The 19,284-nt window shown below is 54.8% G+C and carries 15 protein-coding genes; 10 read left to right on the top strand and 5 right to left on the bottom strand.

Features of this window, described 5'->3' with window-relative positions:
• Positions 1-325: 325 nt before the first annotated feature.
• Both dgcA and dgcN read right to left on the bottom strand, forming a co-directional pair.
• Positions 326-1,306: an N-acetyl-D-Glu racemase DgcA gene (gene dgcA, locus LG297_RS07455; RefSeq protein WP_404426296.1), complete on the bottom strand. Its 981-nt coding sequence runs from the start codon at positions 1,304-1,306 to the stop codon at positions 326-328.
• 1 nt (position 1,307) lies between these two features.
• On the bottom strand, positions 1,308-2,312 hold the full coding sequence (dgcN, locus tag LG297_RS07450) for an N-acetyltransferase DgcN (RefSeq protein ID WP_404426295.1): 1,005 nt from the start codon (positions 2,310-2,312) through the stop codon (positions 1,308-1,310).
• A 270-nt stretch (positions 2,313-2,582) separates the two neighbouring features.
• Between dgcN and LG297_RS07445 the strand changes: the two genes are divergently transcribed.
• From LG297_RS07445 to LG297_RS07425, 5 genes are all read left to right on the top strand, one after another.
• Positions 2,583-3,932 (top strand): glutamine synthetase family protein, encoded by a 1,350-nt coding sequence (locus LG297_RS07445; RefSeq protein ID WP_404426294.1) that lies wholly within the window; start codon positions 2,583-2,585, stop codon positions 3,930-3,932.
• Between the two features lie 204 nt (positions 3,933-4,136).
• Complete coding sequence (locus tag LG297_RS07440; RefSeq protein ID WP_404426293.1) at positions 4,137-5,240, top strand: polyamine ABC transporter substrate-binding protein; 1,104 nt, start codon at positions 4,137-4,139, stop codon at positions 5,238-5,240.
• 397 nt (positions 5,241-5,637) lie between these two features.
• On the top strand, positions 5,638-6,798 hold the full coding sequence (locus tag LG297_RS07435; RefSeq protein WP_404426292.1) for an ABC transporter ATP-binding protein: 1,161 nt from the start codon (positions 5,638-5,640) through the stop codon (positions 6,796-6,798).
• Positions 6,795-7,724, top strand: coding sequence for an ABC transporter permease subunit (locus LG297_RS07430; protein ID WP_404426291.1), 930 nt, complete (start codon positions 6,795-6,797; stop codon positions 7,722-7,724). Before LG297_RS07435 ends, LG297_RS07430 begins: the two co-directional genes overlap by 4 nt.
• Positions 7,721-8,560 (top strand): ABC transporter permease subunit, encoded by an 840-nt coding sequence (locus LG297_RS07425; RefSeq protein WP_404426290.1) that lies wholly within the window; start codon positions 7,721-7,723, stop codon positions 8,558-8,560. Before LG297_RS07430 ends, LG297_RS07425 begins: the two co-directional genes overlap by 4 nt.
• A gap of 89 nt (positions 8,561-8,649) precedes the next feature.
• Here LG297_RS07425 and LG297_RS07420 read toward each other — a convergent pair whose 3' ends face one another.
• On the bottom strand, positions 8,650-9,363 hold the full coding sequence (locus LG297_RS07420; RefSeq protein ID WP_404426289.1) for a TetR family transcriptional regulator: 714 nt from the start codon (positions 9,361-9,363) through the stop codon (positions 8,650-8,652).
• A gap of 479 nt (positions 9,364-9,842) precedes the next feature.
• Here LG297_RS07420 and LG297_RS07415 point away from each other — a divergent pair, with 479 nt between their 5' ends.
• Positions 9,843-11,108: a YjgN family protein gene (locus LG297_RS07415; RefSeq protein WP_404426288.1), complete on the top strand. Its 1,266-nt coding sequence runs from the start codon at positions 9,843-9,845 to the stop codon at positions 11,106-11,108.
• A gap of 12 nt (positions 11,109-11,120) precedes the next feature.
• Positions 11,121-12,203: a M48 family metallopeptidase gene (locus tag LG297_RS07410; RefSeq protein WP_404426287.1), complete on the top strand. Its 1,083-nt coding sequence runs from the start codon at positions 11,121-11,123 to the stop codon at positions 12,201-12,203.
• A 50-nt stretch (positions 12,204-12,253) separates the two neighbouring features.
• Here the strand turns inward: LG297_RS07410 and LG297_RS07405 are convergent, their stop codons facing one another.
• Positions 12,254-12,712 (bottom strand): Lrp/AsnC family transcriptional regulator, encoded by a 459-nt coding sequence (locus tag LG297_RS07405; RefSeq protein ID WP_007092109.1) that lies wholly within the window; start codon positions 12,710-12,712, stop codon positions 12,254-12,256.
• Between the two features lie 169 nt (positions 12,713-12,881).
• On the opposite strand from LG297_RS07405, the gene ald reads away from it, so the two are divergent.
• Complete coding sequence (gene ald, locus LG297_RS07400; RefSeq protein ID WP_404426286.1) at positions 12,882-13,997, top strand: alanine dehydrogenase; 1,116 nt, start codon at positions 12,882-12,884, stop codon at positions 13,995-13,997.
• 128 nt (positions 13,998-14,125) lie between these two features.
• Positions 14,126-14,791: a LysE family translocator gene (locus LG297_RS07395; protein WP_404426285.1), complete on the top strand. Its 666-nt coding sequence runs from the start codon at positions 14,126-14,128 to the stop codon at positions 14,789-14,791.
• A 73-nt stretch (positions 14,792-14,864) separates the two neighbouring features.
• Here LG297_RS07395 and ilvD read toward each other — a convergent pair whose 3' ends face one another.
• Complete coding sequence (ilvD, locus tag LG297_RS07390; protein WP_404426284.1) at positions 14,865-16,718, bottom strand: dihydroxy-acid dehydratase; 1,854 nt, start codon at positions 16,716-16,718, stop codon at positions 14,865-14,867.
• Between the two features lie 500 nt (positions 16,719-17,218).
• Between ilvD and LG297_RS07385 the strand changes: the two genes are divergently transcribed.
• A complete protein-coding gene (locus LG297_RS07385; protein WP_404426283.1) occupies positions 17,219-19,282 on the top strand; it encodes a tetratricopeptide repeat protein in 2,064 nt (687 codons plus the stop codon).
• Positions 19,283-19,284 lie beyond the last annotated feature (2 nt).

Genomic DNA, 19,284 nt, shown 5'->3' with positions numbered 1-19,284 from the left:
CCCGAAATTTTTATGATCGTTCCCTGATTTAACCGCCAATTCAACTATCCAGAAGAGGTGGCAGTATAATTTTGAATTAATTTTTAACTAATGCCAGGTAAAAAAATGCAAACAAGCGCCTGTTTTAACACAAAGTCGAACGTAGATTCACGCCCATAGGTTGTTTTTCCGGCGCACGCCACCAACAAAACCCAGACGCGAACTAAGAAACGTTCGCGACTCGCAATACTGGGTAAGGCAGTCGTGTGATAAAAGAAACCGCCATACCGGAAACCCGGTATGGCGGCAGTAATCAAAGCAGGTCGAAATCCTGTTTTGGGCAGGATCAGCCCCAAAGCGCCCGATCAGGAAGCCCCATGACACCCTTGTCAAAGGCCAGACCGTTTTCGCGGTCCTTCGCCATCCAGAGCGGCCCGTCAAGATCGACAATGCGGGCATCGGCGGCAACGATCATCGCCGGTGCCATCGCAAGCGAGGTCCCGACCATGCAGCCCACCATGATCTGCATGCCAACCTTGGCGGCGGCATCGGCAAGCTCAAGCGCGCCGGTCAGACCACCGGTTTTATCGAGCTTAATATTGATCATGTCGTAAAGCTGCGCGAGGCGCGGGATATCGGCAACGGTATGGATCGATTCATCGGCACAAAGCAGCACCGGACAATCAAGATCAATCAGACCGTCATCCTGCCCGGCCGGCAGCGGCTGTTCGATCATTTCCACACCAAGCGCGTCAAGCTCCGCCCCGATATCCTCAAGCAGCGCAATCGACCATGCCTCGTTGGCATCGACGATCAACCGCGATGTCGGCGCACCTTCGCGCACCGCACGCACCGATTCCAGAACATTTTCACCATTAAGCTTGAGCTTCAGCAACGGCGCCGACGAAGCCTTGCGCGCGGCTTCGCGCATGGCATCGGGCGTATCAAGACTAAGCGTTTCAGCCGTAATCAGGCCTTCGGGTGCCTTGCGTTCCGCAAGCTCCCAGGCGCGACGCCCGAACCGCTTTGCCTCAAGGTCCCAATAGGCACAGTCAACCGCATTGCGCGCCGCACCGGCCTTCATCGCGTCCTGCAATTCCTTGCGCGTCATACCACGCGAAAGGGCATCTGCCTGGGCCTCGATATCGGCGATGACACCCTCGACGGTTTCGTTATAGCGGGCATAAGGAACGCATTCCCCATATCCGGTATATTCACCGTCGGTCAGCGTGACCTTGACGACATGGGCCTCGGTCTTGGCCCCGCGCGAGATTTTGAACGCCCCGCGCAGCGGCCAGACTTCGGATGTGACACTTATGCGCGGCACATCAGATCTCCTGCAATTTGTCGACGATTGATGCAACACCGGTACGAACCGGGTCCACACATGGCAGGCCAAATTCGGCTTCGACCTCGGCCAGAAGCTTTTTGGCCGCCGCATCGTCAAGCGACTTGGTGTTGATGGCGAAACCGGCAACCACGCAATCAGGGTTGGTCAGACGCGCATGCATCAGATTGACGTCCATCGTGGTTTTCAGGTCCGGCAGCTTATACCCCGGCAGACCGCGCATATGGGTGCGGGTCGGTTCGTGACATACGATGATCGCATCGGGCTGCGACCCGTGGATCAGGCCCATGGAAACCCCGGCGAACGACGCATGGAACAGGCTGCCCTGCCCTTCGACAACGTCCCAGTGATCAGGCTCGTTGGCCGGGGCAATGGTTTCAACCGCGCCGGAAATGAAGTCCGAAATCACCGCATCAACGGAAATGCCTTCGCCCGCGATGAAGATACCGGTCTGGCCGGTCGCCCGGAAGGTTGACTTCATGCCGCGCTTTTTCATTTCGGCATCAAGGGCCAGTGCGGTGTACATTTTCCCGACCGAACAATCGGTGCCAACCGCCAGAACGCGTTTGCCCGGGCGCTTTTCACCATTACCGACCGGCAGCTTGCCATCAAAGTGGCGCACGTCGAAAAGTTTTACGCCCTTGGCAGCAGCGGCTTCGACCAGTTCGGGAATCGTCGACAGACGGGTATGCAGGCCGTTAGCGATATCCATCCCGGCATCAATCGCCGCCAGAAGGGTTTCCATCCATGCCGGTCCGATCACGCCGCCACGGTTGGCAACACCAAGAACGATGGTTTTGACACCGGCGGCCTTGGCTTCGGCAATCGACATTTCCGGCAGGCCAAGATCGGCCTGACAGCCCGGCAGGCTTAGCTGCGCGACACACCATTCCGGACGCCACTGCTTGATGCCAATCGCGGTTTTTGCCGCCAGTTCGTCCGGTGCATCACCAAGAAACATAAGATACGGATGTTCGATTTTCATTTTACCTCCTTGACCAGCGTCCAACCGCTGCCCTTATAATCTGGGGCGACTATAACGCAACTTGGTGGGAGTCATCCAGATATATGAATTGATATCTTCGACTATCCACCGAAATGTTCGCACAAAATTCGAATATCGAAACAAATAACAAAAAAACATTCTGAATTCATCGAAGACAAACCTCCTTTCTTGTGAATTTCACCGGGAAACGCCCGGAAAAAGCAAGAAAATGCAATTTTGAAGGACTGGCGCGAAAGCGTCCGACTACACATGAGTACCGATCTCAAAAAGTGGCTTTCTGACCGCAAAATTGAAGAAGTCGAATGTATTGTCCCGGATATGTCCGGGGTGGCGCGGGGCAAGGTTCTGCCGACGCAAAAGTTTTTGCGCGGGCTTGAAGCCAAAAGCCTTGCCATACCCGAGGCAATTTTTTCCATGACAGTCACCGGGGGTTATCCGGAAGAAACCGACGCATTTCTGGACCCGGCGGAAAAAGACGTTGTCATGGTTCCCGACCCGGAAACCATCCGCGTCGTGCCATGGTACGAAGAACCGACAGCACAGATTATTTGCGACTGTTACCATTTTTATGGCGACGAGGTGTCGATCTCGCCGCGCCACGTTCTCAAACGCGTATTGGCAGCGTTTGAAGAACGCGGCATGAAACCGATCATTGCCCCGGAACTTGAATTTTATCTGGTGGCAAAAAACACCGACCCGGACAATCCGCTTGAACCGCCAATCGGCCGTTCGGGACGCCCGGAACGGGCATCGAACGCCTTTGGCATAGATGCGATCAACGAATTCGACCCGCTGATCGAAGACCTTTATGACTATTGCGAGGCCATGAATATCGACGCTGATACCATGAGCCACGAGTCGGGCCCCGCCCAGCTTGAAATGAACTTCAATCACGGTGCGCCGCTTGAACTGGCCGATCAGGCCTTCCTGTTCAAACGCACGCTGCGTGAAACCGCCCTCAAGCACGGGGTCTATGGCACATTCATGGCCAAACCGATGGGCAACCATCCGGGCAGTGCGATGCATATCCATCAAAGTGTCGTCGACATCAAGACAGGCAAAAACCTGTTTGCCGACGACAATGGCGACAATTCGCAGATGTTCCTGAACTATGTCGGCGGTTTGCAGCGTTATCTGCCTGCTGCCATGCCGCTTCTGGCACCGAACATGAACAGCTATCGCCGTTTGCAGCCCTGGTCGGATGCCCCGATCAACATGCACTGGTCGCTTGACAACCGCACGGTCGGCCTGCGCCAGCCGAACGGCCCGCCCAATGCTCGTCGTATCGAAAACCGGATTCCGGGTGCGGATGCCAATCCGTATCTGGCGATTGCGGCATCCCTTGCCTGCGGCCTGCTCGGTATTATCGAGGAAGTCGATCCGACTTCCCCGATTGAAGGTTCGGGCTATGACCGGGCGCATTCCCTGCCCCGTCACATCCACGAAGCCCTTGCCAAATTCCATCGGTGCAAGCCGCTAAAAGACCTGTTGGGCGAAGAATTTTCGGCCGCCGTTCTGGCCGTCAAGGAAGCTGAATGGGACGCCTATCAGACCGTGATCAGCGCGTGGGAGCGTGAACACCTGCTTCTGAACGTTTGATTGAAGTTTTGCGCCGGGGCATTAACCCCGGCGCAAGATTGTTGCATAATGAATGCCTAATTTTTCACTTGATGCGAAAAATGCCCAAAAATCCATCTTGTGTTTGACAAAAACCTGAGGCATTCGAAGGATGTGAAGGTTCTGGAGAGATAAATAACAGGACCTTCAAATTTTCAAACGCTGCCACATGGGAGGCTCAGCGAAATGAAATCACTTCTTAAATCTTCCAGCCTTGTTGTGCTTGCCACAGCCCTTTCGGGCTTTGCCGCAAATGCATCGGCACAGGAAGTTCTGAACGTTTATAACTGGTCTGACTATATCGGTGAAGAGACCGTCGCCAATTTCGAAAAGGAATATGGCGTTAAGGTCAATTACGACGTTTATGACAGCAACCAGGTTGTCGAAGCCAAACTTCTGGCTGGCAATTCGGGTTACGACCTTGTCGTTCCGACACTTGCCGATGCGCAGCGCCTGATCCAGGCCGGTATTTTCCAGAAAGTCGACAAATCCAAACTGGAAAACTTTGGCAATCTGGACAAGGTCATCCTTGATCAGACCGCCAAATATGACCCGAACAACGATTATGCTGTTCCCTATCTTTGGGGCACCAACGGCTTTGGCTATAACGTTGCCAAGGTTCAGGAAGCCTTGGGTGACGATGCACCGCTTGATAGCTGGGCGCTGGTATTTGATCCGCAATATACCGAAAAACTGTCGAAATGCGGCCTGACCATGCTTGACGATCCGGGCGAGATCGTGCCGCTGGTCAATTTCTATCTCGACAAACCGGATTCCAAACAATCGAACGAAGACATCGAAGCCGCAATGGCCGAACTTGAAAAAGTTCGCCCGCACATCACCTATTTCCACAGTTCGCAATATATCAACGACCTTGCCAATGGTAACGTCTGTGTATCCATCGGCTGGTCGGGTGATGTTGGACAGGCGGCCCTTCGTGCCGAAGAAGCCGGCAATGGCAACGAAATCAAATATGTGATCCCGAAAGAAGGCACACTGATCTGGTTTGACGTGATGATGATCCCGGCCGACGCGCCGAATCCGGATCTGGCCCACAAATTCATTGATTACATCCTGCGTGCCGATGTCGGCGCGGATCTTGCCAACTATGTCGAATATGCCAGCCCGAACGAGGCTGCCATGGAATTCATCGACGAAGACCTGAAATCAGATCCGGGCGTTTATCCGACCCAGGAAGTAAAAGAACGTCTGCGTTCCAAGATCGAGCCGGGTCCGAAAGAGCTGCGTACCCGTACCCGTCTTTGGACCAAGCTTAAAACCGGCCAGTAACCGATCAGGAATGGATCCGGTTATCTCGATGTATCCAAAGGGGCGTTGCGCAGATGCAGCGCCCTTTTTTCGTGACGGGTGTGACAGGGTGACTCGTAATACCTACCAGAAATATGTCACCCGCCTGAACCGGTGACCGGAAGAAACAGAACGATCAACAATGCCCATTTTCTGAACACCCCTGCTGACTTTTCCGCCATTTATCGCAGTATCAGTCACAAAATGTTCAAAATATCGCACACCCCTCTTTACAGATTGTGGAATTGCTTCATCCTGTTAATCAGGCAAAACCAAAACATCGGACGGCAAGTCGAACGCAATCGGACTGAAAAGATCAACCGGGCATGTCGCCCGATGTTTTGGGTATATCTCGACAACAAACAAGGGGAGAAGCTTGGTGTCGCAGGGGGCTTTGCAGAAAGCGCATGAAGATGTGCACAAGACTCAGCCTTGGAACAATCCCGATGCGGTCCCGTTTATCCGTTTCGAGAATGTGACCAAGAAATTCGGCGACTTTTATGCCGTCGACGATGTCTCGCTTAATATTTACCGGCATGAATTGTTTGCCCTTCTGGGCGGATCGGGTTGCGGCAAAACAACGCTTCTGCGCATGCTGGCCGGGTTCGAGGAACCCACTTCGGGCAAAATCTATATCGATGGTGTCGATATGGCAGGCGTCCCGGCCTATGAACGCCCGACCAATATGATGTTCCAGTCCTATGCCCTGTTCCCGCACATGACGGTCGAACAGAATGTGGCCTTTGGCCTGCATCAGGACGGATTGCCGAAATCGGAAATCCGCACACTGGTTTCCGATATGCTGGCCCTTGTTCAGATGACCAAGTTTGCCAAACGCAAACCCCATCAGCTTTCCGGCGGGCAGCGTCAGCGTGTTGCCCTGGCCCGCTCGCTGGTCAAAAAACCCAAGGTGCTGCTGCTTGACGAACCGCTTGGCGCGCTTGATAAAAAGCTGCGCGAACAGACACAGTTCGAACTTGTCAATATTCAGGAAAAGGTCGGCACCACCTTTGTCATGGTCACCCATGACCAGGAAGAAGCCATGACCATGGCATCGCGCATTGCCGTGATGAATGACGGCGTGATCCGTCAGCTTGGCACCCCGTTCGAGCTTTACGAATATCCCAACAGCCGCTTTACCGCAAACTTCCTGGGTCAGGTCAATCTGATCGAAGGAACGCTTGTCGATGATGACGAAAAATACGCGGTCATCCAGTCCGATGATGCCGGTGGCGAAATCTATATCGACCACGCCGTTCAGGGCCACGAAGGTGCGACCCTGTGGATCGCGCTTCGCCCGGAACGTTTGCGCCTGCTGACCGAAAAGCCGACCGATACGAAATACAATTGCCTGTCTGGCAAGGTCGAGGAAATCGGATACCTTGGCGGGCTTTCGACCTATCACGTGCGCCTTGATAGCGGTTTCCGCATCAAGGTCACCGAACCCAATTCCAGCCGCCATACCGAACCGCGTTACACGTGGGAAGATCGCGTCTGGGTCACGTGGGAGGCCGGGGCTGCTTCGGTTCTGAACCAATGAGCAGTGACAAGCCAACCCTGAAACAACGTTATGATCGCCTGATGCTCAAGCATGGCCGGGTCATTGTGATCGGCCTGCCCTATCTCTGGCTGATGCTGTTCTTCCTGATCCCGTTCCTGATCGTTCTGAAAATCAGCTTCGCCACCGCCGAATATGCCCAGCCGCCCTACAGCGCACTGTTCACGTGGATTGACGAAGGCGTCAATATCACGATCAATTTCGGCAATTACCTGTTCCTGCTTAGCGACAGTCTTTATATCTCGGCCTATCTGAATTCGATCCGGATTGCGGCGATTTCAACCGTAGTCACACTTCTGATCGGCTATCCGATGGCCTACGGGATTGCACGCGCGCAAGGATCACTTCGCAGCGTTTTGCTGATGATGGTGATCCTACCGTTCTGGACCAGCTTCCTGATCCGTGTTTACGCCTGGATCGGCATTCTGGACCGCGAGGGACTGATCAATGCGCTGTTGCTGAATCTCGGCATCATTTCCGAGCCATTGATCATGCGCCAGACCGAATTCGCGGTCTATATCGGTATTGTCTATACCTACCTGCCCTTCATGATCCTGCCGCTTTACTCCACGCTGGAGAAAATGGATGTCAGCCTGATAGAGGCCGCCCTGGATCTTGGTTGCAAGCCATGGAAGGCCTTCATGAAGGTAACGTTGCCGTTGTCGATGCCCGGCATTCTGGCCGGGTCACTTCTGGTGTTCATTCCATCCGTTGGCGAGTTTGTCATCCCCGAACTTCTGGGCGGGCCGAATACCCTGATGATCGGTCGAACGCTTTGGAACGAGTTCTTTGCCAACCGTGACTGGCCGATTGCGTCCTCGGTCGCGATTGCGATGTTGCTGTTCCTTGTCGTGCCGATCATGTGGTTCCAGCATATCCAGACCAAGCAGGAGGAAAACGGACAATGATCGGCAAACGTTCGACGTTCCTTCTAAGCGCGCTGGTGTTCGGATTTGCATTTCTGTATGTGCCGATCCTTCTGGTGATCATCTATTCGTTTAACGAGGGCAAGCTGGTCACAGTCTGGACCGGTTTCTCGTTCAAATGGTATGTGTCGCTGTTTTCCAATGACGGCATGATCGATGCCGCATGGAATAGCCTGCGGATCGGGGTGATGTCGGCAACGCTGGCACTTGCCGTCGGGACCCCTGCCGGGCTTGTCATGTCTCGCTTTGGCCGGTTCAAAGGCCGCACCCTGTTTTCGGGTATGGTTGCCGCCCCGCTTGTCATGCCCGAAGTCATCACCGGCCTGTCCCTGCTGTTGCTGTTTGTGACCCTTGAACAGTTGATCGGCTGGCCAGCCGGGCGTGGTGTAACCACGATCGTGATCGCACATACGACCTTCTGTGCGGCCTATGTCGCGGTTGTCGTGCAATCGCGACTGGCAGGTATGGATACCTCGGTCGAAGAAGCCGCCATGGACCTTGGCGCCAAACCGGCAAAGATTTTCTTTGTCATTACTCTGCCCATGATCTTGCCGGCCCTGCTGGCCGGGTGGCTTTTGTCATTTACCCTGTCGCTTGACGATCTGGTGATTGCAAGCTTCGTCGCCGGTCCGGGCTCCACCACCCTGCCGATGAAGGTCTTCTCATCCGTACGACTTGGTGTTTCACCGGAAATCAACGCACTTGCGACACTGATCATCCTTGCCGTATCGGTAATGATCGTGATTTCCAGCCTGCTGATCCTGCGCTCAGAACGGGCGCGGACCCGATCCATGGATCAGGCCACAATCGACAGCTAGAACCGCCCCAAACCCGACAAAAAAGCAGCACCCGCAAAGGTGCTGCTTTTTTTATGATCGTGACGAAACAAGAATAGCAAAACCTGAAATCAGGCCCGGTTCTGTTCTGCCATCTGACGCAGGAATTCACGGCATTTCATACCCGGTGCAAGCACACGCCAATAGGACACCACCGCTTCCTCGGCTGCCACACTGAAATCGATAATCAGGTTATCAAGCGCGTTCTGGCGCATCAGTTCGGCAACACGGGTCGGAATTTGCGACATTTGCCACATGCCGATCACCAGTGCGTAGGATGTACGCATCAGCTTGTTGGCATCTTCCGGTGTGATGTCATAAAGTTCGGACAGGGCATCGGCCGTCCGCTTGACCATCGAAGAGACAAATCTGCGATGGCTGAGCACGGCTTCGTCGTCAGTCCCCTGTTCCAGAACCCCTTGTGACAGAGACGCCAGATGCAGGAATTGCTTGCGTTTGACCAGATACTGCACGAATTGCTGTGCAACGCGTGCCGAATCCCGGTCTTCGGGACGGCGCAACGCTTCCTGCTCAATCACTTCAAGATTGTTTTCAAACCAGCCCTTCAGAAATCCGCGCAGGACTTCGAGAAAAAGGGACTCCTTGCTTGAAAAATAAAGATACAGCGTACCTTTGGCCAAGCTTGCCTTTTTGGCGACTTCGGCTGCCGATGGCAGTTGTCCGTCCCCCTCAAGGTAAAGTTCCTCGGCCGCGACAAGTATATCGTTTCTACGTTTAAGTTTTTGCTCGTGGCTACGCGCACGAACAAGACATTCGTTTTCCATAGAGAATTATTCCCCCAACATTCTCCCTGAACTTATATTAATGCCTTTTAATTCATTCAAAAGTCAAACCGCGTGACCGCTTTTAATAGAAAAAATCGAAGAACCTTTGCAGAAACAATCAGTTCGCCCCCATTTCCGACCCTCGCGATAGATGAACACCAGTCACAACACATCAATCAAAAAGTGTTCTCGGCGAACAAAAATCGCGAATCTGTACAGATTTGATTCGCTGCGGCTGCGAAGCCCTTCTCGCAGCACATCCGAAATAGTTGGTTTGCCGCCTGCGCAAGAAAACCATCCAACCGCCCGTTTCTCTTAAAAAGAAAAATCGCCCTGATTAGACGCCCCTAACCTTTTGGGTGAGTGATCTTGTTGATAAACCAAGTTAAATCAAACTTGGGGAAGATCAAAAATCCGCGAAAACAAGCGGTGTCATTTTTACCACTGATCCTGAAACTGGTCTTAGAACCGAGGGGACTATGAGCACACATGACGAAAATGAACTTCCTGAAGCCAATAATGGCTCTCAGGCGGCGGCAGATATTGCTGAAAACAGCGAAAACGCCGAATACCATAACGGCCAGATTCAATATTACGGTCGCTGGCAGGACGTTCTGAAACTTTGCTGCTGGAACACACTTTGGACCATCCTGACATTGGGCATATTCCGTTTCTGGGCCAAAACCCGGATGCGCCGCTATATCTGGAGCAACATCGTCATTGATGGTGATGCGTTGGAATATACCGGCCGCGGGTTGGAACTTTTCCTTGGCTTCCTGATTATCTCGGTCATCTTTATCCCCGCGTCCCTGCTGCTGGGCTTTATCTCGGCCCAACTGCCCCCGGCCATGCAGGGATTGCAGATTATCGTGATGTATGCCGTCATTCTGTTTCTGATTTTTGTCGCGATCTATCGCGCCACGCGCTATCGCATGAGCCGCACCTTCTGGCGCGGCATTCGTGGAAAACTGGGCGGTTCGTCCTTCAAATATGCCCTGATCGGCTTTGGCAGCTTTTTGGCAGCCATCCTGTCGCTGGGCATTCTGATGCCGCTCAGCTTTATCACGCTGACCCGCTATGAAACAAACAACACTTGGATCGGCGACCATCAGGCACGCTTTACCGGCACATTTGGCCCTGCCTTCAAAAAGTGGATTCTGACCTGGCTCCTGTGTCTGGTCGCGATTGCCATATCGGGCGGCATTATTGCGGCGGCGGTTAACCTTACACACTCCCCGTTTTATATCGTGCCGCTGGCCTTTATTCCGTATCTCGTGATCGTCTTCGGGATGGCCTGGTACCATGTATGGTGCTTCCGGTATCAAAGCGAAAATACCACCCTTGCTGGCCTGCAATTTGGCAGCACACTCGGAACCGGGCAATATATCAAACTGTTGCTGCGCTTCCTTTTGCTGATGGTTTTGGCGGGCATTGTCTTTGTTGCTCTGCTGTCGGTCACCGGTGGTTTCGCCGCATTCTCGATCATCGCGAATAACGCGGCATCCTACATGCCCCCGGAACAGGTTCTGGCGATCCTGGCACCGTTCTTTATCCTGATGCTGCTTGCAACGCCTGTCTTCGGCATCCTGACATTTGTCGGGCTGACCCATCCGATGCTGGCACTGCATGTTTCATCGCTGGTATATGACGGTGACATCGCGGAACTGCATCAGAACACGGATGCACAGAACGTCCCGCGCACCGGCGAAGGCCTTGCAGAAGCCTTTGATCTGGGCGGGATTTAACAAGGCATTTTGATGAACAGCTTGCCCAATGCCCGTCTTTTTGACGGTAAAACATCGTTGGCAACGAATGTAACGGTCGGCATATCCGACCGTTACATTACCCTGTATCTGCCAGATGGCAGGGAACAGGAACTGCCAAAGGACAGTGTTTATCTGTGCGAAAGGATCGAAAAGGGAAAACCGCTTCGTTTGAGAAAGCGCAAGGATGATGGATTTCGCCTGATTTTTGACGATCCGCACTCCAAGGCCTTCATTCTTGAAACCCTACCCGGACTTGCCGTGGACGAAGGTGCAACGCGGGCAAAAGTCCGGCTTGCGGCTGGTATCATCGGTTTCTCCACGGCAATTGCCCTACTGATCTGGCAGGGCATGCCATTGATGATCGATCTGGTCATCGCGGTGTATCCACGTTCCATGGAAATGGACATGGGACGCAACGCGCGCGAACAGATCGTGGCGATCATGGGCGAAGACCGCGACGGGACAAGTGCGTGTGCAATCAACGATACCGCACAAAAGGTCATCACCACCATTCTGGGCCGCTTTGAACAAACCGGCGTAATGACATATGACTACCAAACCACCGTACTGCGCAGCGATATCGAAAACGCCCTTGCCCTGCCCGGCGGGCAGATAATTGTATTTTCCGAGCTGATAAAAAAGGCGGAAAACCCCGAAGCCCTGGCTGGCGTTCTGGCCCATGAAATCGGCCATACCGAAATGCAGCACGGCCTTAAAAAACTGTTTTCCGGCATCGCGCTTGGGCAGCTTGTCCGATTGATGACCGGCGGGGCCGACCTTCCGGTCGGCTTTGTCATGGAACAAAGCTATTCCCGGGACATGGAAACCGATGCCGATCACTTTGCCCTTGAACTGATGGGTGACGCCAGCATCGAAACCCAAAGCACGGCAAAGCTGTTTCGCGTAATTTCCACCGAAAGCAAATATGCCGAAATCGCCAGTTTACTACCGGAAATCCTAAGCTCTCACCCGGAAATGACCGGGCGGATCGACCTGTTTGAACAAAGCGACATCACAGGTACGCTTGATATCAATCCGCAGGACTGGAAAGCCTTGCAAACGGTCTGCGACTAACCACGTTGGAACCGGACAGGCCATAAACCTGCCCGCCTCGCTTGAGCGGATCAGACCGGCAGTTCGGTCGTGCGTTTGACTTCGCGCAGCGTGATGATCGTCTGAACGCGTTCGACCCCGGGAAGCTGGGTCAGGACTTCACTGTGAATGCGTTCATAGTCGGCAGTGTTGCTGTAAACCACATGCACCAGATAGTCGCTTTGCCCCGCAAGAAGGTAACATTCCACGACTTCGGGAACCGACTGGATTTCCTTTTCAAAGGTTTCAAGCGCCTCGCGAGTCTGTCGCGCGATCGAGATATTGACGAATGCGTTGCCCGGCTTGCCGATGCGGGCCGGATTAAGCAGCATCGTGTAACGGTCAATCAGACCGGCTTCTTCCAGAAGCCTGACACGGCGCAAACAGGCCGATGCCGATAAATTGACCTTTTCGGCCAGTTCGGCATTGCTGATACGGCCATCGCGTTGAAGCAGCCGCAGGATCATCCGATCACGTTCGTCCATCTGCATTTCGAATATTCTCCCTGTCTGGAGCTTGTTTTTTAAAATTATATAGCATTAATACCATCAAACTCACCGATGATTGAAGGGAAATTGCCACAATTTTCGGGTATCCTGCACGGACAACTAAAAACGGGAAAACCCGTCATTTCTGACACGTTTGTCCGGGAGAGAAACAATGCTGATTGGCATTCCGAAAGAAATCAAAAACCATGAATATCGCGTCGGCCTGACCCCGAGTTCCGTGCGTGAAGTCACGGCACACGGGCATGACGTCATCATCGAAACCAATGCTGGTGCCGGTATCGGTTGCAGCAACGATGATTACCTCGCAGCCGGCGCAAAGATCGTCGATACCGCGGCCGAAATCTTTGCCAAATCCGAAATGGTGGTAAAGGTCAAGGAACCGCAGAAAGTCGAATACGAGCAGCTCCGCGAGGGGCAACTGCTGTTTACCTATCTTCATCTGGCCCCCGACCCCGAACAGACTGCGGGTCTGGTCAAATCCGGTGTGACTGCCATCGCCTATGAAACCGTGACCGATAAAAATGGCGGCCTGCCGTTGCTGGCCCCGATGTCCGAAGTTGCCGGTCGCATGGCCCCGCAAGTCGGCGCCGCAGCCCTGCAAAAGGCCAATGGCGGGCGTGGCGTATTGCTCGGCGGTGTGCCCGGCGTTGCCCCGGCCAAGGTGGTTGTGATCGGCGGCGGTGTCGTCGGCACCAATGCCGCACGCATCGCCGCAGGCATGGGGGCGGATGTCATCATTCTCGACAAGAATGTCAAACGCCTGACCTATATTGACGATGTGTTTGGCCCGCGCATCAAAACGCAATATGCCACCATCGATGATACCGAGGCACTGGTCTATGATGCCGACATGGTTGTCGGGGCGGTTCTGATCCCCGGTGCGGCTGCACCGAAACTGATCCGCCGGGACCAGCTTTCGAAAATGAAGCCGGGCTCGGTGATTGTCGATGTCGCGATTGATCAGGGTGGCTGCTTTGAAACATCCAAAGCCACCACCCACGCCGATCCGACCTATATTGTCGATGACGTGGTTCATTACTGCGTCGCCAACATGCCCGGTGCCGTTGCCCGCACATCGACCTTTGCGCTCAACAACGCGACCCTTCCCTTCACCCTTGCCCTTGCCGACAAGGGCTGGAAAAAAGCCTGTCAGGACGACCCACACCTGGCCGCAGGACTAAACGTTCACGAAGGACGCATCACCTATGAGGCCGTCGCACGTGACCTTGGGTACGACTATGTACCGCTTGATCGTGTACTGGCGTAATTCAGCAATAATCTCCCGGCGGGATTAGTCACCCTGCCCCAGCACCCCCCGCCAGTTATTTTGGCGGGGGGTGCTGTCTGAAGCTGTGCTAGCATCGCCGACAAAAATACATTCGGGATGAAACAACCATGGAAATATCAATGCTGATCGGGGCGATGGTCGCTGCCGCCATCTATACCCTGACACCCGGCCCGGCCTTCTTGGCGATGCTGGGCATTGGTGCCGCACAGGGCCGCCGGGCAAGTGCCGGTTTTCTGTTCGGGCATTTTGCCGGGGATATCATGTGGGCGGGTTTGGCGCTGGTGGCGATCATCGGGTCCCGCGTCCTTGATCCGATGGTGTTTGATGTTCTGGCGATGATTTGCGGGGTCTATCTATTCTGGCTTGGTATCCGGGCCGTCACCGCCAAGCGCAAGGTCGATGGCGCGGTTGCCATCACGGTTCGCCATCCGTGGCGGCGCGGCATCATTTTCGGGATCACCAACCCAAAGGGATATCCGGTCGCGGTCGCGATGTTCACAGCCCTCCTGGCACAGGATGCCGCGTCGCTTGGCTGGGACAGCATGACGGGGCTGTTGCTGGCCTCTGCCGTCGGGTTTCTCGTCGCCGATCTGATCCTGATCTGGCTTGTCGGGCTTGGCGTTTTGCGCCGGGCCTATCAACGCCATGAAATCTGGATCGTGCGCGCAACCGGCGTTCTGTTTATCGGTTTTGCCGTGCAGGCAATCGCCAACGCCCTGCCAAACCTTGGCCACAGCCTTTTGCACGGTTTGGGCACCTTGCGCAAACCCTGATCATTTACCCTGCCAAAACAAAAAAGCCGCCCGACGAACCGGGCGGCTTTCTGGATGTTATGATCTGGACGATTTAAAATTCGACCTGCGTCACATCGCGAACCGCACCCTGATCGGCACTGGTCGCAAGCGCGGCATAGGCACGAAGGGCTGTGGTAACCTTGCGTTTGCGCGGTTTGGCCGGTTTCCAGGCATCCTTGCCCTTGGCTTCCATTTCCTGACGACGTGCCGCCAGAACCGCATCATCGACCGCAATTTTGATCGAACGGTTCGGAATATCGATTTCGATGATATCGCCCGGCTCGATCAGGGCAATGTCGCCACCTGCCGCCGCTTCCGGCGATACGTGACCAATCGAAAGACCCGACGTCCCGCCCGAAAAACGACCATCGGTGACAAGCGCACAGGCCTTGCCCAGCCCCATCGATTTCAGATAGCTGGTCGGATACAGCATTTCCTGCATGCCCGGACCACCTTTGGGACCTTCATACCGGATGATGACAACATCGCCTTCCTTGACCTCGCCGCCCAGAACCTTGGCAACCGCCTCGTCCTGACTTTCGCAGATCACGGCCGGACCGGTGAATTTCAGGATGCTGGCATCGACACCGGCGGTTTTAACGATACAGCCATTAACCGCCATATTGCCAAACAGAACCGCCAGACCGCCATCTTTGCTGTATGCATGTTCGATATCGCGGATGCAGCCTTCTTTTTCGTCCAGATCAAGGTCATCCCAATACCGTTCCTGACTGAACGCCGTCTGCGTCGGGATGCCGCCCGGCATGGCCCGGAAGAATTTATGCACTGCTTCGTTCTTGGTGCGCCGGATGTCCCATTTTTCAAGGGCATCGGCCATGGTTTTGCTATGCACCGTCGGCACATCGGTATGCAGCAACCCACCGCGTTCAAGTTCGCCCAGAATACGCATGATACCGCCGGCACGATGGACGTCTTCCATGTGATACAGCGGATGCGAGGGCGCAACCTTCGACAGGTGCGGGATCTGGCGCGACAGACGATCCATATCGCTCATGGTAAAATCGACCTCGGCCTCGCGCGCAATCGCCAGCAGATGCAGAACCGTATTGGTCGAACCACCCATCGCGATATCAAGCGCCATGGCGTTTTCAAACGCCTTGAACGTCGCGATGCCACGCGGGGTCGCGGTAACGTCTTCTTCCTCGTAGTAACGCCGCGCCAGCTTGACCGACGTGCGGGCCGCTTCAAGGAACAGTTCCTGACGCGCGGCATGCGTCGCCAGAACCGAGCCATTCCCCGGCAGGGCAAGGCCAAGCGCCTCGGCCAGACAGTTCATCGAATTGGCGGTAAACATGCCGGAACACGAACCGCAGGTCGGGCATGCGGACCGTTCGACAACCGCAACCTGTTCGTCCGAAATGTTCGGATCGGCGGCTTCGACCATCGCATCAACAAGGTCAAGATGACGTTCCTTGCCATCGATGGTGACCTTCCCGGCCTCCATCGGGCCACCGGAAACGAACACCGCCGGAACGTTAAGGCGCATGGCGGCCATCAACATGCCCGGCGTGATCTTGTCACAATTGGAAATGCAGACCATCGCATCGGCGCAATGGGCATTGACCATATATTCGACGGAATCCGCAATGATTTCACGCGACGGCAGGCTGTAAAGCATGCCGTCATGGCCCATCGCGATACCGTCATCAACCGCAATGGTATTGAATTCCTTGGCAACACCACCGGCGGCTTCGATTTCACGGGCCACCATCTGACCAAGGTCTTTCAGGTGGACGTGACCGGGCACGAACTGGGTGAAACTGTTGACGACCGCAATGATCGGCTTGTCAAAATCTTCATCCTTCATGCCCGTGGCGCGCCAAAGGCCGCGCGCACCGGCCATATTGCGGCCATGGGTGGTTGTACGGGACCGATATTCCGGCATGGTCGAACCTCTCTATCTTCGCGGGGTATTTATCATTGTCACATATTTAGGGGTTCTAGCACAGTCTTCGCGCCCAATGACAGTTTTTTGCCCGAAAATTTCGTGTTTTTGCGCCATATGGAACGAATGCTACCTGAAAGATAGCCGCCATTCCAAAGGCAGCACTTTCAAGCATCGGGTTAAGGTCCGGGAATTCCACTACCTTCACATCCCCAACCTACACCAAAGACCCAAAATCCTATCCCATTAGATAGGCGACGACCTCGACCGTAATCCATATCTTAACAGGTGATTATCGCCGCCAGGCGATTCTCCCACTCCCATTCTCGCCCCGGCCTGCATCGCAGGCTCGGGGTTTTTTTTATCTGTTTTCCAACCCGATCATTCCTTTTGACCAAAGAATGAAATGCTTTAAAGCAATGACAGAACGTTCCTTTTTCTGCATGCTTGTCAGTATGGCAGCGATCAGGACTGCCCATCTTACGAGGTAAAGCATATCGATGTCGGCCGATCTCAAGACTCTGCTCAGGCGCGGGTTGAGCGCGCATGAAGGCAACCGTCCTGACGAAGCTGAAAAGATATACCGGCGCGCATTGTCACTGTCGCCCGGCAATCCAGAAGTCGAACATCTGCTGGCGACCCTTCTGACCGGGCTTGACCGCCACCGCGAGGCGCTTGAACTGTTTGACAGCTGCCTGCCGCGCCTTGGTGCCAATCCGGCCGTGCGATGCAATTTTGCCATCGCACTGGAACATACCGGGCAGATCGACCGGGCGATTGACGAGTTCCGCCAGGCCATCAGCTATCACGGCGATTTCCCGACTGCCCTTTATCATCTTGCGCGCCTTGAAATGCCGCGCGGCCATATCGGCCAGACGGTGGACCTTCTGGGCCGGTTGCTGGGTCTGAAACCCGATCATTACGAAGGTCTTCTGCTGTTTGGCGAGGCATTGCACGCCCTCGAGCAGGAAGAAGCCGCCCTGGCGTCGCTTGACCGGGCCGCCGAAGCAGCCGGAATTACGCCAAACATGATTTGCCGTGTCGGCGATGTTTCTCTGCGCCTTGGGTATCCCGGCATGGCGCAAAACCTGTATCAACGCGCGCTCAGCATCGATCCCCGTCATGTCCCTGCCCTGCACGGTTTGGGCCGCGCACTATCAGCACAGGGCGATTACGCCAAGGCGGTTGCGATCCTTAAAACCGCCAAACGCCTTGCCAAAGGCAGGATCGAAATCGATCTTGAAATCGCCGATATCGAATTGCGGTGCGGCGATATCGCAAGTGCGATTGCCGAACTGACAATACTGGTGGAAAAACACCCGGCAAATACGGATGCCCATACCGCTCTTCTGGCCGCCGTTGCCAAGCTGCCCGATATCGGCGGCGTCGAATACCTTAAACAGGCCCGCCAATGGGCGCGAAGCCACATGCCAGCATTGCCCGAACCGAAATTCACCAACAGCAAACAGGTTGATAAACGGCTTCGCATCGGGTGGCTGTCACCGCATTTCTGCGAACATCCGTCCTTTACCCTGCTATCAGGTGTCGCCCGGCACCTTAACCGCAACGAGGTCGAACTGTTTCTGTATTCGGCTACCCCGCGCCCGGATCAAACCACTCGATCATGGCAGGTCATGGCCGATGGCTGGCGCGAGGTTTACGGCCAAAGCCCGCTTCAGATTGCTGAGCGCATCCGCAAGGACCGGATTGATATCCTGCTTGACCTGACCGGCCCGGTCGCAAATCAACCGATCACGGTTTTTGCCCATCGCGCCGCCCCGGTTCAGGCCAGCATCGCGCCAATGACCACTGGCATCAGCCAGATGGATTATATCCTTGTTCATCATCGCGCGATCCCGGCCAAACCGGCAGAAAACAAACTGTTTTGTGAAAATGTGCAACATCTGGGATCGGGACCGTTCGCCTTTGCCGAAGCGGATGATGCCGCCCCGCTCAGCCTGCTTCCCGCCGCAATTGACGAAGGCATTACCTTTGGCTGTTTCGATCATCTCGCCAATATCAGCGATGCCAGCCTTAACTGCTTTGCCCGTATCCTGAACAAGGTCAAGGGCAGCCGTCTTGTCGTACAGGATGATGTTCTGGGTGACTCGTTTGCGAAAAAGACGATGCTCGACCGGTTGCGACAGGCCGGTTTGCATAATGATCGTGTCAATCTGATCGGGGCAGTCAGTCCCGATGATCGCCCTGATCTTTATGCCCGGATCGATATCGGCCTCGCCCCGTTCCCGATGATCGATATCGCGCGGTATTTCGCTATGCTGTGGCACGGTATTCCGTTTGTCACGATGGCGGGTGAAACACCGGCATCACGCGCAGGGCTTTGCCTGTTATCCGATATCGGGCTGGATGCGCTGGCGGCGGAAACGCAAAAGGGTTACGTCGAAAAGGCGGTTCTTCTGACACAGGATATCAACGCCCTTACCACCATTCGCGCAGGCATGCGCGACCGGATGAAAAACAGCAAGGCCATGAACGGCGCGGCCACCGCGCGCGAGCTTGAAGAAGCCTGTCGGGATATGTGGAAAACCTGGTGCGCGTTGTGATC

The sequence above is a fragment of the Thalassospira australica genome, assembly GCF_044790785.1.
Taxonomy (GTDB): Bacteria; Pseudomonadota; Alphaproteobacteria; order Rhodospirillales; family Thalassospiraceae; genus Thalassospira; species Thalassospira australica_A.
The sequence above is the reverse complement of the archived record's forward strand: the minus strand, read 5'-3'. Positions and strand labels throughout refer to the sequence as shown.